This window comes from Stenotrophomonas maltophilia group sp. Smal17 (genome assembly GCF_030237045.1).
GTDB classification, from domain to species: Bacteria; Pseudomonadota; Gammaproteobacteria; order Xanthomonadales; family Xanthomonadaceae; genus Stenotrophomonas; species Stenotrophomonas forensis.
Genome location: NZ_JASJSU010000016.1, coordinates 21,052 through 33,854 on the forward strand (window position 1 = coordinate 21,052; position 12,803 = coordinate 33,854).

General features: G+C 67.0%; 10 protein-coding genes. 8 read left to right on the forward strand and 2 right to left on the reverse strand.

Going from position 1 to position 12,803, the window contains the following annotated elements; translation table 11 throughout:
- Window positions 1-133: 133 nt before the first annotated feature.
- From QRO93_RS06790 to bamA, 8 genes are all read left to right on the forward strand, one after another.
- Complete coding sequence (locus QRO93_RS06790) at window positions 134-1,672, forward strand: GGDEF domain-containing protein (protein ID WP_008265479.1); 1,539 nt, start codon at window positions 134-136, stop codon at window positions 1,670-1,672.
- Between the two features lie 121 nt (window positions 1,673-1,793).
- On the forward strand, window positions 1,794-2,522 hold the full coding sequence (pyrH, locus tag QRO93_RS06795) for a UMP kinase (RefSeq protein ID WP_006427124.1): 729 nt from the start codon (window positions 1,794-1,796) through the stop codon (window positions 2,520-2,522).
- A gap of 96 nt (window positions 2,523-2,618) precedes the next feature.
- A complete protein-coding gene (frr, locus tag QRO93_RS06800) occupies window positions 2,619-3,173 on the forward strand; it encodes a ribosome recycling factor (RefSeq protein ID WP_053449214.1) in 555 nt (184 codons plus the stop codon).
- A gap of 5 nt (window positions 3,174-3,178) precedes the next feature.
- A complete protein-coding gene (uppS, locus tag QRO93_RS06805; RefSeq protein ID WP_049456922.1) occupies window positions 3,179-3,946 on the forward strand; it encodes a polyprenyl diphosphate synthase in 768 nt (255 codons plus the stop codon).
- On the forward strand, window positions 3,943-4,779 hold the full coding sequence (locus QRO93_RS06810) for a phosphatidate cytidylyltransferase (protein WP_180878261.1): 837 nt from the start codon (window positions 3,943-3,945) through the stop codon (window positions 4,777-4,779). The genes uppS and QRO93_RS06810 overlap by 4 nt, the downstream gene beginning before the upstream one ends.
- Window positions 4,780-4,781: 2 nt before the next feature.
- The gene (locus tag QRO93_RS06815; protein ID WP_180878260.1) at window positions 4,782-5,972 is read left to right on the forward strand and encodes a 1-deoxy-D-xylulose-5-phosphate reductoisomerase; all 1,191 of its coding nucleotides are present in this window, start codon (window positions 4,782-4,784) and stop codon (window positions 5,970-5,972) included.
- 55 nt (window positions 5,973-6,027) lie between these two features.
- A complete protein-coding gene (gene rseP, locus QRO93_RS06820; protein WP_053508239.1) occupies window positions 6,028-7,386 on the forward strand; it encodes an RIP metalloprotease RseP in 1,359 nt (452 codons plus the stop codon).
- 74 nt (window positions 7,387-7,460) lie between these two features.
- Window positions 7,461-9,824: an outer membrane protein assembly factor BamA gene (bamA, locus tag QRO93_RS06825; protein WP_053449210.1), complete on the forward strand. Its 2,364-nt coding sequence runs from the start codon at window positions 7,461-7,463 to the stop codon at window positions 9,822-9,824.
- Between the two features lie 341 nt (window positions 9,825-10,165).
- Here bamA and QRO93_RS06830 read toward each other — a convergent pair whose 3' ends face one another.
- Together QRO93_RS06830 and rsgA are read right to left on the reverse strand one after the other, a co-directional pair.
- Window positions 10,166-11,419, reverse strand: a complete 1,254-nt coding sequence (locus tag QRO93_RS06830) for a flavohemoglobin expression-modulating QEGLA motif protein (protein ID WP_180879094.1) — start codon at window positions 11,417-11,419, stop codon at window positions 10,166-10,168.
- Window positions 11,420-11,595: 176 nt separating this feature from the next.
- Window positions 11,596-12,705, reverse strand: a complete 1,110-nt coding sequence (rsgA, locus tag QRO93_RS06835; RefSeq protein ID WP_008265397.1) for a ribosome small subunit-dependent GTPase A — start codon at window positions 12,703-12,705, stop codon at window positions 11,596-11,598.
- Between the last annotated feature and the right edge of the window lie 98 nt (window positions 12,706-12,803).

Genomic DNA, 12,803 nt, shown 5'->3' on the forward strand with positions numbered 1-12,803 from the left:
GGGACCTTTGCGTTGCGCACCAATCAAGCCGATACTCGGCGCAGGGAAACCGCAGTCATTTAGCAGGAACGAAAATTGCGGACTGTGATGCATTCCTAGGTATTCTTGTCCCAATGGAATTGAACGACCCGACATGCCTCCCGAGCTGACAGCTGCCCTGGCGCTCTGCCGCAACCTGCCTTCGCCACCCGGTATTGCCCTGCGCATCATCGAACTGGCCCAGGACCCGGAAGCGGACATCGCCACCGCCGCCGACATCATCGCCATCGACATGGCGTTGAGCGCTCGCATGCTGCGCATCGCCAATTCCCCCCTGTACGCCAGCCGGCGCCGGATCGAGAACCTCGGCCAGGCGCTGACCATGCTCGGCCTGAACGCCACGATCAGCCTGGCCCTCGGCTTCACCGTCACCCAGGGCCTGACCGGCGGCAGTGGCGAGGGCCACGACCTGCGCCAGCGCGCCTGGAAGCGCAGCATCCTCAGCGCCCTGGCCGCCAGCCAACTGGGACAGGCCCGCGGCCTGCGCCGCCTGGAAGAACTGATGCTGGCCGGCCTGCTGCAGGACCTGGGCGTGCTGTGCCTGGCCCAGGCCGAATCGGAACGCTACCTGCCCCTGCTGCGCGAAGCGCGCGACAACACCGACCTGGTCGCGCGCGAGCGCGAGGAACTGGGCTGCAGCCATGCCGACGTCGGCGCCTGGGTGGCCGAGCAATGGGGCCTGCCGCGCTATCTGGTGGAGAGCATCAGCCACAGCGAGGACCAGGATGCGGTCGAATCGCCCTTCCAGGCCTGCGTGCAGCTGTCCGGCGCCGTCGCCGACATCTGGCTGGACGAGGATGCCGACACCGCCCGCGAACGCGCCCTGCAGCAGGTGCACGACCACCTGGAACTGGACAGCGCCCGCTTCGACCAGGTGCTCGCCCGCATCAGCGAGGCCCTGCCGGACATCGCCAGCCTGTTCGAGGCTGGGCTGAACTCGCCTTCGCGTGTGCGTGAACTGATCGACCACGCACAGGAGCTGGCCACCCTGCGCAACCTGCGCGAACTGCAGGATGCCGACCAGGCGCGCCGCCGCGCCGACGAATTCGAAGCCCGGGCCAAGCGCCTGGCCGACCAGGCCCATCGCGACGCGCTGACCGGCGTGCTCAACCGCCGCCAGCTGGAAGCGGTGCTCGAGCAGGAGTTCCTGCGTGCCGGCCGCCAGGGCTGGCCGCTGTCGGTGGCGTTCATCGACCTGGACGATTTCAAGAAGATCAACGACGCGCATGGCCACCTGACCGGTGATGAGGTGCTGCGCGCCTTCGCCGGCAAGCTGCAGGGCCAGCTGCGCAACAGCGACACCGTGGCCCGCTTCGGTGGCGAGGAATTCGTCGCACTGCTGCCCAATACCAGCGAAACCGTGGCACTGGACGTGATCCGCCGGGTGCTGGCCAACATCGTCGCCACGCCGATGGCCGAGCTGGAAGGCGGCCCGCTGTTCGTCACCTTCTCGGCCGGCGTGGCCACCCAGGGCGGCTACGAGCGCTTCGCCGACGTGCAGGACCTGCTGCGCGCGGCGGACGACGTCCTGTACCGATCCAAGAATCTCGGCCGCAACCGGGTGATCGCCCGCTCCCCTGGCGCTCTTGGCCACGACGAGCTGTCGGCGACCGCTGGCGCCGAGCTGGGCTGAACGGGGAGCCCCGGCTGGCCGGGGCAAACGCCGGAATTTTGCGCCGCAGTGCACAAAACACTTTGGCAGGACGCTGCATGCGCGTAGAATCGCCCGCGATTTCCACGCACCCGAGGTCCCCATGTCCAAGCTCGCCTATCGCCGCATCCTTCTGAAACTGTCCGGGGAGGCGCTGATGGGAGATGAGGACTACGGCATCGACCCGAAGATCATCAACCGCCTGGCCCGCGAGGTCATCGAAGCCCAGCAGGCCGGTGCCGAAGTGGCCCTGGTGATCGGCGGCGGCAACATCTTCCGCGGTGCCGGCCTGGCCGCTGGCGGCATGGATCGGGTCACCGGCGACCAGATGGGCATGTTGGCCACGGTCATCAACGCCCTGGCCATGCAGGACGCCCTCGAGAAGCTGGGCGCCAAGGCCCGCGTGATGAGCGCGATCAAGATCAACGACGTGTGCGAGGACTACATCCGCCGCCGCGCCATCCGCCACCTGGAAAAGGGCCGCCTGGTGATCTTCGCCGCCGGCGTCGGCAGCCCGTTCTTCACCACCGATTCCGGCGCCGCCCTGCGCGCGATCGAGATCGGCGCCGACCTGCTGCTGAAGGCCACCAAGGTCGACGGCGTGTACGACAAGGACCCGAACAAGCACAGCGACGCGGTGCGCTTCGACAGCCTGAGCTACGACGAAGTGATCCGCCGCGGCCTGGAAGTGATGGATACCGCCGCCTTCGCCCTGGCCCGTGACAGCGACCTGCCGATGCGCGTGTTCGACATGGGCCAGCCGGGCGAGCTGCTGAAGATCCTCAACGGCGAGAACATCGGCACCCTGGTCCAGGGCCGCGATCAGGCCTGAGCCTGAGCGCGAGGCGACAACCGGGCCGATCCAGGCCCGGCAGCGTCCCGTATTCGCCTATAATCGCCCGATTCCAGATACATCCAGGACCGGGCGATGCTCAACGACATCAAGAACAACGCGCAGACGCGCATGGCCAAGAGCATCGACGCTCTGAAGCACACCCTCACCTCCATCCGCACCGGGCGTGCCACTCCCGCCCTGCTGGACCGCGTGACGGTGAATGCCTATGGCAATGCCAGCACCCCGCTGAACCAGGTCGCCTCGATCTCCAACGCCGATGCCCACTCGCTGCTGGTCACGCCCTTCGACAAGAGCATGATCAAGGAAATCGAGAAGGGGCTGTACAACCACGAGTTCACCCCGAACACGCTGGGCGCCGCGATCCGCATCAACATGCCGCCGCCGACCGAAGAGCGCCGCAAGGAGCTGGCCAAGCAGGTGCAGAAGGAAGGTGAAGGCGCCAAGATCGCGATCCGCAACATCCGTCAGGACGCGAACAAGGAAATCGCCAAGCTGGTCAAGGACAAGGCGATCAGCGAAGACGAGAAGAAGCGCGGCGAAGACGACATCCAGAAGCTGACCGACGCCAACATCAAGGACGTCGACAAGGTCGTCGCCGACAAGGAAAAAGAACTGCTGTCGGTCTGAAGTCGATGCCTTCAGTCCCGCCTCCGTTGCCGGCTGCCCTGCCCCGCCACGTTGCCATCATCATGGATGGCAACGGCCGTTGGGCGCAGCAGCGCCGCCGCCCGCGCGTGATCGGCCACCGTGCCGGCGCGCGCGCGGTCAACCGCACCATCGAGCGCTGCCTTGAACTGGGCATTCCCGCGCTGACCCTGTTCGCGTTCTCCAGCGAGAACTGGGGCCGGCCGCAGGAAGAAGTCGATGCGTTGATGAAGCTGTTCCTCGGCGCGCTCGACCGCGAAGTGGACGAGCTGCACCGGCGTGGCGTGCGCGTGCGCTTCATCGGTGAACGCGAGCGCTTCGGTGCCGGCCTGGTCAGCCGCATGCAGCTGGCCGAGCAGCGCACCGCTGACAACACCACCCTGACCCTGTCGATCGCCGCCAGCTACGGTGGCCGCCAGGATATCGCCCGTGCCGCGCGCGCCCTGGCCGTGGAAGTGGCCGCGGGCCGCCTGCTGCCCGAACAGATCGACGAATCGCTGCTGGGCAGCCAGGTGGCCCTGGCCGACCTGCCGGCCCCGGACCTGTTCATCCGCACCGGCGGCGATACCCGCATCAGCAATTTCCTGCTGTGGCAGCTGGCCTACACCGAGCTGTGGTTCACCGAGGCCCTGTGGCCGGACTTCGATGCCGAACTGCTGCAGCAGGCGCTGGACGCCTACGCCAGCCGCGAGCGTCGTTTCGGTCTGACCAGCGCCCAGATCGCCGCACTGGCCACCGAGACCTCCAGCCCATGACCAAGACCCGAGTACTCGCCGCGCTGATCATGGCGCCGGTGGCCATTGCCGCGATCCTGCTGCTGCCGACGCAATGGCTGGCCGCCGCCGCTGCCGCCGTGCTGCTGATCGGCCTGTGGGAGTGGCTGAAGCTGGCCGGCATCGAAGACACCCTGGCGCGCACCGTGCTGCTGGTGCTGAACCTGCTGCTGATGGTGCTGCTGGTGTGGGCCGATGGCAGCACGCTGGTGCTGTTCCAGATCACGACACTGGCCGGTGTCGCCTGGTGGCTGGCCGCGCTGGTCTGGCTGCGCTTCTTCAACTTCGGCGCACAGCCGACGGCGCCCTCGCGGATCGTGAAGATGCTGGCCGGCACCCTGGCCATCGTGCCGGCCTGGGCCGCACTGGTGCTGATCCATGCCGGCGGCGATCCGCCGGGCAAGCAGGGCCACCTGTGGCTGCTGGCCGCGCTGGCCCTGGTCTGGGCAGCCGATTCGGGCGCCTATTTCGCCGGCCGACACTTCGGCAAGCACAAGCTGGCCCCGCGCATCAGCCCCAACAAGACCTGGGAAGGCCTGTTCGGCGGCCTGCTGGCCGGTGTTGCCGTGGCCGTGGGCCTGGGCTGGGTGGCGGGCATCGACGTCGCGCACCTGCCGGGCCTGCTGATCACCTCGGTGGTGGCGGTGTTCGCGTCGGTGCTGGGCGATCTGTTCGAAAGCCTGATCAAGCGCCACGCCGGTGCCAAGGACTCGGGCCACCTGATTCCGGGCCATGGCGGCGTGCTCGACCGTGTCGACGGCGTCCTCGCCGCCGTTCCGGTGTTCGCGCTGGGCAAGGAAATCTTCGGGTTCTGACCATGAATGCTGCTGCAGACCTGCGCCGGGTCGCCGTTCTCGGCGCCACCGGCTCGATCGGTGCCTCCACGCTGGACGTGATCGCCCGCCACCCGCAGCGCTACCGGGCGACCGTGCTGGCTGCCGGCCGCCAGCTGCAGGCCTTGCTGGCACTGTGCCGCCAGCACGAACCCGAGCACGCGGTGATCGCTGACGAGTCGCTGTTCGCCGGGCTGCGCGATGGCCTGCGCGAGGCTGGGCTGTCCACCGAGGCCCATGCGGGTGCCGCCGCACTGGACCAGCTGGCCGCCAGCGATGCCTGCGACACCGTGGTCGCGGCCATCGTCGGCGCCGCCGGGCTGTCCTCGACCCTGGCCGCCGCAGCGGCCGGCAAGCGCATCCTGCTGGCCAACAAGGAGTCGCTGGTGCTGGCCGGCGAGCTGCTGACCCGCACCGCCGAACGTGCCGGCGCCGAAATCATCCCGATCGACAGCGAACACAGCGCGATCTTCCAGTGCCTGCGCTCGCGCGATGCCAGCATCGAGGGGGCCGGCGTACGCCGGATCCTGCTGACCGCCTCCGGCGGCCCGTTCCGTGGCCGCAGCCGTGCCGAGCTGGCCCAGGTCACCCCGGCGCAGGCGGTGGCACACCCGAAGTGGTCGATGGGGCCGAAGATCTCGGTCGATTCGGCGACGTTGATGAACAAGGGCCTGGAAGTCATCGAGGCACATCACCTGTTCGCGGTGCCCGGCGAGCGCATCGAGGTGCTGGTGCATCCGCAGAGCCTGGTGCATTCGCTGGTCGAGTTCGTGGACGGCTCGACCCTGGCGCAGATGGGCCTGCCGGACATGCGCACCACGCTTGCGGTCGGCCTCGGCTGGCCGCAGCGCATCGAGTCTGGCGTGGCCGGGCTGGATCTGCTGGCCCAGGGCCGGCTGGATTTCGAGGCCCCGGACACCGACGCGTTCCCCTGCCTGGCCCTGGCCTGGCAGGCGATGCAGGCGGGCGGAACCGCACCGGCGGTGCTGAACGCTGCCAATGAAGAGGCGGTTTCAGCGTTTCTTCAGGGCCGGATCGGTTTCCTGACCATCCCGGAGCTGGTTGCTAACGCTCTTTCAACACTGCCGACCCAAGCAGCCGATACACTGGAGGTCCTGTTGTCCGCCGACCAGCGGGCACGCCAGCTGACCCTGAACGCCATCGACGCCGCCTGAACGATTGCCTCGCCCCGCATGACGACGCCGCCTCTGCCCGCCACTGTGAGCCTGCATGACTGACTTCATCGGATCGGTCTGGTGGATGATTGTCAGCCTCGGGCTGCTGGTCACGTTCCACGAATTCGGGCATTACTGGGTCGGCCGCCTGTGCGGGGTCAAGATCCTGCGCTTCTCGGTCGGCTTTGGCCGCCCGCTGTGGTCACGCCGCGACAGGCACGGCACCGAGTTCGCCATCGCCGCCATTCCGCTGGGCGGCTACGTGAAATTCCTCGACGAACGCGAGGTCGAAGTCCATCCGCACGAGCGCGGCCAGGCCTTCAACCACAAGACCGTCTGGCAGCGCATCGCGATTGTCGCCGCCGGCCCGATCGCCAACCTGCTGCTGTGCATCCTGCTGCTGTGGGCGATGTTCGTGATCGGCAAGCAGGATTATTCGCCGACCATCGGCCGGGTCAGCGGCATCGCCGCCACGGCCGGGCTGCTCAGCGGCGACCGCGTGCTGCGGGTGGATGACCGCCAGGTGGTCACGCTGGGCGATGCCAGCATGGCACTGACTGCGGCGGCGATGGACCGCCGCGACGTGAAGCTGGAAGTGCTCGACCCTGCCGACCAGGTGCGCGTGCGTACCCTGCCGCTGTCGCAGCTGCCGGCCGGATTCGATGAACGGCGGGTACCGATCCTGGCCGGCCTGTACTGGCAATCCTGGCTGCAGCCGGCGCTGGTCGACTCGTTGACCGCCGATTCGGCGGTCGCCGGGCAGCTGCAGCCGGGTGATCTGATCGTGGCGATCGATGGCCAGCGCATCGACAGCGTCGACCAGGTCATCGGCGAAATCCAGGCCCTGGGCCGCGCCGGTGGCCCGGGCATGATCGAGGTCCTGCGCGGCGGCGAACGCCTTGCGCTGGAAGTGACACCGCGACAGGGCAAGGATGGCAAGGGCAACCCGGTCTGGCAGATCGGCGTCGGTTTCCCCACCACCTACAGCCCCGCCTACGACACCCTGCTGCGCTATGGACCGCTCGACGCGGTGACCGTGGCCGTTCGCGAAACCGGCCGCCTGGCCGCCGACTCGCTGGGCATGATGGGTCGCATCGTCACCGGCAAAGCCTCGCTGCAGAACGTTTCCGGGCCGGTCACCATTGCCCGCGTGGCCAATGTCTCGGCCAAGCGCGGCCTCGACTGGTTCCTGCAGTTCCTTGCCCTGCTGTCGCTCAGCCTGTGCATCATCAACCTGCTGCCGATCCCGATCTTGGACGGCGGGCACCTGCTGTATTACCTTATCGAGTTGGTCAAGGGCAGCCCGCTGAGCGAGCGTGCCATCGCCGCCGGCCAATACATCGGCCTGGCGTTGCTGGCCGGGCTGATGGGGTTGGCGTTCTACAACGACATCCTCGGCCTGGTCCCGCGATGAACTTTTCCACGTTGTTGCCGTCTACAGCGTCGGCATCCCGCACCAATGAAATCGACCTTCCTACCGGACGTGACATGACGCGACTCCCCAATCGCCGCCTGCTGGCCCTCGCCCTCGCCGCCGTCACCGGCGCTCCCGCCCTGGCCCAGGCAGCCGAGCCCTTCACTGTCAGCGACATCCGCGTCGATGGCCTGCAGCGCATCAGCTCGGGCACGGTGTTCACCTACCTGCCGGTGGAACGTGGCGAGACCATCACCGACAACAAGGTCGGCGAGACGATCCGCGCCCTGTACAAGACCGGCTTCTTCGAAGACGTGCAGCTGGATCGCCAGGGCAGCATCCTGGTGGTCACCGTCAAGGAACGCCCGGCAATCAACAAGCTGACCGTCACCGGCAACAAGGACATCAAGTCCGAGCAGCTGCTGAAGGGCCTGTCCGACATCGGCCTGACGGAAGGCGGCACCTTCGACCGCCTGAGCCTGGACCGCGTGACCCAGGAACTGCGTCGCCAGTACAACGACCGTGGCAAGTACACCGTCGAGATCACCCCGACCGTGAGCCCGCTGGACCGCAACCGCGTGGACATCGCGATCGCCATCAAGGAAGGCAAGGCGGCCAAGATCCGTCACGTCAACCTGGTCGGTACCGAGAAGTTCGAGAGCAAGGACATCCTGGAGACCTGGGAGTCCAGGGAGCACAACTGGGCGTCGTGGTACCGCCGTGACGACCAGTACTCCAAGGAAAAGCTGTCCGGCGACCTGGAAAAGCTCAACTCCTGGTACCTGGACCGCGGCTATGTCGACTTCAGCATCGATTCCACCCAGGTCTCGATCAGCCCCGACAAGCGCGACATGTTCCTGACCGCGGGCGTTACCGAGGGCGCGCAGTACAAGATCTCCGAGATCAAGGTCAGCGGCGACACCATCCTCCCGCAGGAGGACGTCGAGCGCATGGTGATCCAGAAGTCCGGCGACACGTTCTCGCGTGCACTGCTGGAGTTCAGCTCGGACACCATCACCAATTCGCTGTCCAACATCGGCTACGCGTTCGCCAAGGTGAACCCGATCCCGACCACCAACCGCCCCGACCAGACCGTGGCGATCAACATGCAGGTCGTGCCGGGCCCGCGCGTGTCGGTGCGCCGCATCCTGTTCCGTGGCAACACCCGCACCTCCGACGAAGTGATGCGTCGCGAAATGCGCCAGTTCGAGAACAGCTGGTACTCGCAGGCCGCGATCGACCGTTCCAAGATCCGCCTGCAGCGCCTGGGCTACTTCGAGTCGGTGGACGTCGAAACCCCGGCGGTCAGCGGCAGCAACGACCAGGTCGACGTCGTCTACAACGTCAAGGAAACCACCTCCGGCAGCTTCGTGTTCGGCCTGGGCTATTCGCAGTCCTACGGCATGACCACCTCGGTGCAGCTGTCGCAGAACAACTTCCTCGGCGGCGGCAACCGCGTGTCGGTCGAAGCCTCGCGCAGCAGCTACCTGCAGCGCTATGGCTTCAGCTACACCAATCCGTACTTCACCGATGACGGCGTGTCGCTGGGCTACAACCTGTCCTGGCGCGAACTGGACTACTCCGACTTCAACACCGCGCAGTACAACAGCACCAATGGTTCGGCACAGGTGGTGTTCGGCGTGCCGATCACCGAGACCGATACCGTCTCGCTGATGTTCGGCATCGACAGCAACCAGATCACCACCTACCCGGGCTCGACCCCGCCATCGATCATCGATTACATCGATGCGGTCGGCACCCGTACCTTCCACGCGTGGCGCACGGAGCTGGGCTGGGCCCGCGACTCCCGTAACGACTACTTCATGCCGACCCGCGGCACCTACCAGCGCATCGGCCTGGAAACCACGCTGCCGGGCTCGACCATCGAGTACTACAAGCTGAACTATCAGATCAGCAAGTACTGGCCGATCATGCCGTCGCTGGTGATCAACACCCGCGCCGAAGTGGGCTACGGCGACGCCTACGGCAAGGACTACACCCGTACGGTCACCGATGCCGACGGCAAGACCCGCACCGTCACCGCCAGTGGCCTGCCGTTCTTCGAGAACTTCTATGCCGGTGGTACCAACTCGGTGCGCGGCTTCGAGGACAACACCCTCGGCCCGCGCGAGGCCACCAACGGCTATCCGGAAGGCCAGCCGCTGGGTGGTTCGCTGAAGACCGTCGGTTCGGTCGAAGCGTACTTCCCGCGCCTGTTCGACAGCCCGTCGGCGCGCGTGTCGGCCTTCGTCGACTTCGGCAACGTCTACAACGGCACCAAGAACTTCAAGGCCAACGAACTGCGCGTGTCCACCGGTGTGGCCCTGCTGTGGCGCGCCCCGGTCGGTCCGATCTCGATCAGCTACGCCTTCCCGCTGAAGAAGGAAGACGACGACAAGATCGAACGCCTGCAATTCACCTTCGGTGGGCAGTTCTGACGAACCGCCCTGCGGTTCATCAGAACTGCACGCGCATCCCTCCTATCCCCCGCGCCGTCGGCGCGCCCCCCTTAACAGAAGGGGGGCTCTCCACCAGACGGGGTGCGAAGCGCCGGGCTCTGCCCGGCGTTTTCGTTGATGCAGATGACACTGCACGGCACAGGCTTTTGGCCGAGCTCGCAGGAAACTGTCCAGAGGCGGCGGGTGGCCCTGGACAGGACCGTTGGCGCCATGGATGGCGCCATCGAGCACCATGGAGGGGCTTTTGCGTGTCCTGGCCAGGGTGCCCCGACTCCTCCCCACCGATAGCAGGCAGGCGCTGGCGGGTCCGCCAACGCATTTCATTCCGGCGCCAGCTGGTCCATCCGTATCCGGTTGGCGAACAACGAGAACGCCAGCATGCCGGCCAGTCCGTTCGCCCGGCTCACCCAGTGCGGCAGCCAGCGCGGTGGCTTCAGCACCCCACTCTCGAACAGCGGCGCAAACGCAATCGCATCGGTCAGGCTCATCTTGCCAGCGAACAACCAGCGGCAGACCTGCAGCCGGTCTTCGGCCAGCATATGGCGGAAGAAGGTGTGCACCGACACCAGGCCACGCAGGTACACCGTGTCCTTGGTGAAGGCCAGGCCACCGCTGGGCGGTACGCCGCGGAACACGCGTTGCGCCGAGGCGAAACTTTCTTCGGTGTTCTGCCCGGCATCGCAGAAATAGCGGAACACCTCGATGAAATCGGCGCCTTCGCGCGCCATCGCAATCGCTTCGGTACGCAGGCTGATGCGTTTCAGGCGCTCGATGTCGATGCTGCCGGTGATCTGTTCGGCGAACGTCGCCAACCCTTCCTGGGTCGCGGTCACCCGCGGCGACGACAGCGCCAGGCTCGGCAGCACCGGCTGTTCGCGGCCGTTCAACGCGGTCAGCGAGTGCACCAGTGCTTCATGGTGGAACAGCTGCGCGCGGTCGTAGGCGCTGAAGCGCGCACTGGTGCGCAGGCGGATGCGGGTCGGGCCAGCGGCGGCCTTGGATACCAGTTCCGGATCGAGCTGCACCTGGATGATGCGCGATTCGAAGAAGGCGTCGAGGTCGTTCTGCAGCTGCAGTTGCAGGGCAATGGCCGAGACCGGCACCTGCTCTTCCGGCGCCAGCAGTTCGTGGTCCAGTTCGGCGGCGATCTGGATGAAGTGCCGTGCCGCCTCGCGCGTGCTCGGGCCATTACCCGGCAACGGCTGCTCGGGTGCGCCGAACAGCTGCACCGAGCAGGTATCGACGGCGGCGGTGCCCAGCCCCTCCAGCAGCTGCGCGGCCAGGTCCCAGCTCTGCGCCGACTGCCGCACGTAATGACCGAGTGGATGGCTGTCGTCGCAGTCGGCGGCGATCGCGGCCAGCGCGCGGCGCTCCTCGCTGAAATCCAACCGCGGATAGTCCACCTTCGGCAGCACCGGCTGGCCGCGCGCCACGCTGTCCAGGAACGGTGCCTGCACCGTCGCCGGCCAGCTGGTCAGGCCCAGCAGGCGGATGCCACCCACGGCCTCGACCAGGCGCGCATCGAGCGCTGCATGGTGGGCCACCTCACGGTCCAGCGTCGCGGTCGGTTCCATGCGCGGACTATAACGCCCAGCCCGCGCGTTGGTAGCTGCCAACCTTGGTTGGCACCCCCCGCAGGCGGGCGTCGGACATATTCCGTGCCAACCAAGGTTGGCACCTACCAAGGGCAGGCAGAGGTGGGCTTCGGATCCATTCGTGCCAACCAAGGTTGGCACCTACCAGAAACGGCTCAACGCCGGCGTGGCTTGCCCGCCGGGCGGAACTGCTGGCCCTTGCCCTTCCTGCCGCCGCGCTCCTGCGCGGTCTCGGCCTGGCGCACCGCCAGCTTGGCGGCCGCGGCGGCCACTTCTTCCTTCAGCTTGAAGTAGTTCAGCAGCCGGCTCTCTTCGATCTCACCGGCGTCGATCGCTGCGCGCACGGCGCAGCCCGGCTCCTGCTGATGCTTGCAGTCGTTGAAGCGGCACTGTGCGGCAAGTGCTTCGATATCGGCGAAGCCGCCCTCGGACAGCGTTTCTTCGCCGGTCGGTTTCAACTCGCGCATGCCGGGGGTGTCGATCAGGCAGGCACCGGTCGGCAGCGGCATCAGCGCGCGATGGGTGGTGGTGTGGCGGCCACGCGAGTCGTTGGCGCGCACCGCATTGGTCTTCATCCGCTGCTCGCCAAGCAGGGTGTTGGTCAACGTGGATTTGCCGGCACCGGAAGAACCGACCAGCACCACCGTGCGGCCCGGGCCCAGCCAGGGCTGCAACACGGCGACGCTGTCGGCATCCAGGCCGTTGATCGCATGCAGCGCGATGCCCTGCATCTCCAGTTCTTCCAGCACCGCCAGTGCGTCTTCGCTGTATTCGGTCTGGTCGGCCTTGGTCAGCACCACCACCGGTTCGGCACCACCGCCGCCAACCAGCAGCAGGTAGCGCTCGATGCGGCGCGGATTGAAGTCGGCATCCAGGCCGCAGACGATGAACACCGTATCGATGTTGGCCGCGATCACCTGCTGGTGGTAGTGCTCGCCGGCCGCACCGCGCTTGATCGCGGTCCGGCGCGGCAGCAGGGCGACGATGCGGATGCCATCGAGCAGCACCCAGTCGCCCACCGCCGGCCGCTCATGGCTGGGGAAGCGCGGGCGCTGCCATTCCGGCAGCGACTCGGCTTTGATCGATGCATCCGGGCCGTCGGCCACCACGTAATGGGTGCGGTGCTGTTCGATCACCCGCGCCGGGCGGGCCTGCGGATGGGCAGCCATCGCGGCCTGCCAGTCGGCCTGCTGCGCCGGGCCTGGCCAGGGCCAGCCGATGGTCTGCAGGGCGGTGAAATCGGGGGTCTGGGTCATCGCCGCCATTCTAACCGGCCCGATGCCCTGCCAGCCCAGCAACGGCAGGCCCGCGCCCTTGCCATGCATTGCAGCAATTCCGGTAGGATGGAAACCCCATGCCTTTT

What these genes read in the sequence shown, in the direction of transcription:
- QRO93_RS06790 (WP_008265479.1), top strand. Translation starts at nt 134, where the DNA reads ATGCCTCCCGAGCTGACAGCTGCCCTGGCGCTCTGCCGCAACCTGCCT.
- pyrH (WP_006427124.1), top strand. Translation starts at nt 1,794, where the DNA reads ATGTCCAAGCTCGCCTATCGCCGCATCCTTCTGAAACTGTCCGGGGAG.
- frr (WP_053449214.1), top strand. Translation starts at nt 2,619, where the DNA reads ATGCTCAACGACATCAAGAACAACGCGCAGACGCGCATGGCCAAGAGC.
- uppS (WP_049456922.1), top strand. Translation starts at nt 3,179, where the DNA reads ATGCCTTCAGTCCCGCCTCCGTTGCCGGCTGCCCTGCCCCGCCACGTT.
- QRO93_RS06810 (WP_180878261.1), top strand. Translation starts at nt 3,943, where the DNA reads ATGACCAAGACCCGAGTACTCGCCGCGCTGATCATGGCGCCGGTGGCC.
- QRO93_RS06815 (WP_180878260.1), top strand. Translation starts at nt 4,782, where the DNA reads ATGAATGCTGCTGCAGACCTGCGCCGGGTCGCCGTTCTCGGCGCCACC.
- rseP (WP_053508239.1), top strand. Translation starts at nt 6,028, where the DNA reads ATGACTGACTTCATCGGATCGGTCTGGTGGATGATTGTCAGCCTCGGG.
- bamA (WP_053449210.1), top strand. Translation starts at nt 7,461, where the DNA reads ATGACGCGACTCCCCAATCGCCGCCTGCTGGCCCTCGCCCTCGCCGCC.
- QRO93_RS06830 (WP_180879094.1), bottom strand. Translation starts at nt 11,419, where the DNA reads ATGGAACCGACCGCGACGCTGGACCGTGAGGTGGCCCACCATGCAGCG.
- rsgA (WP_008265397.1), bottom strand. Translation starts at nt 12,705, where the DNA reads ATGGCGGCGATGACCCAGACCCCCGATTTCACCGCCCTGCAGACCATC.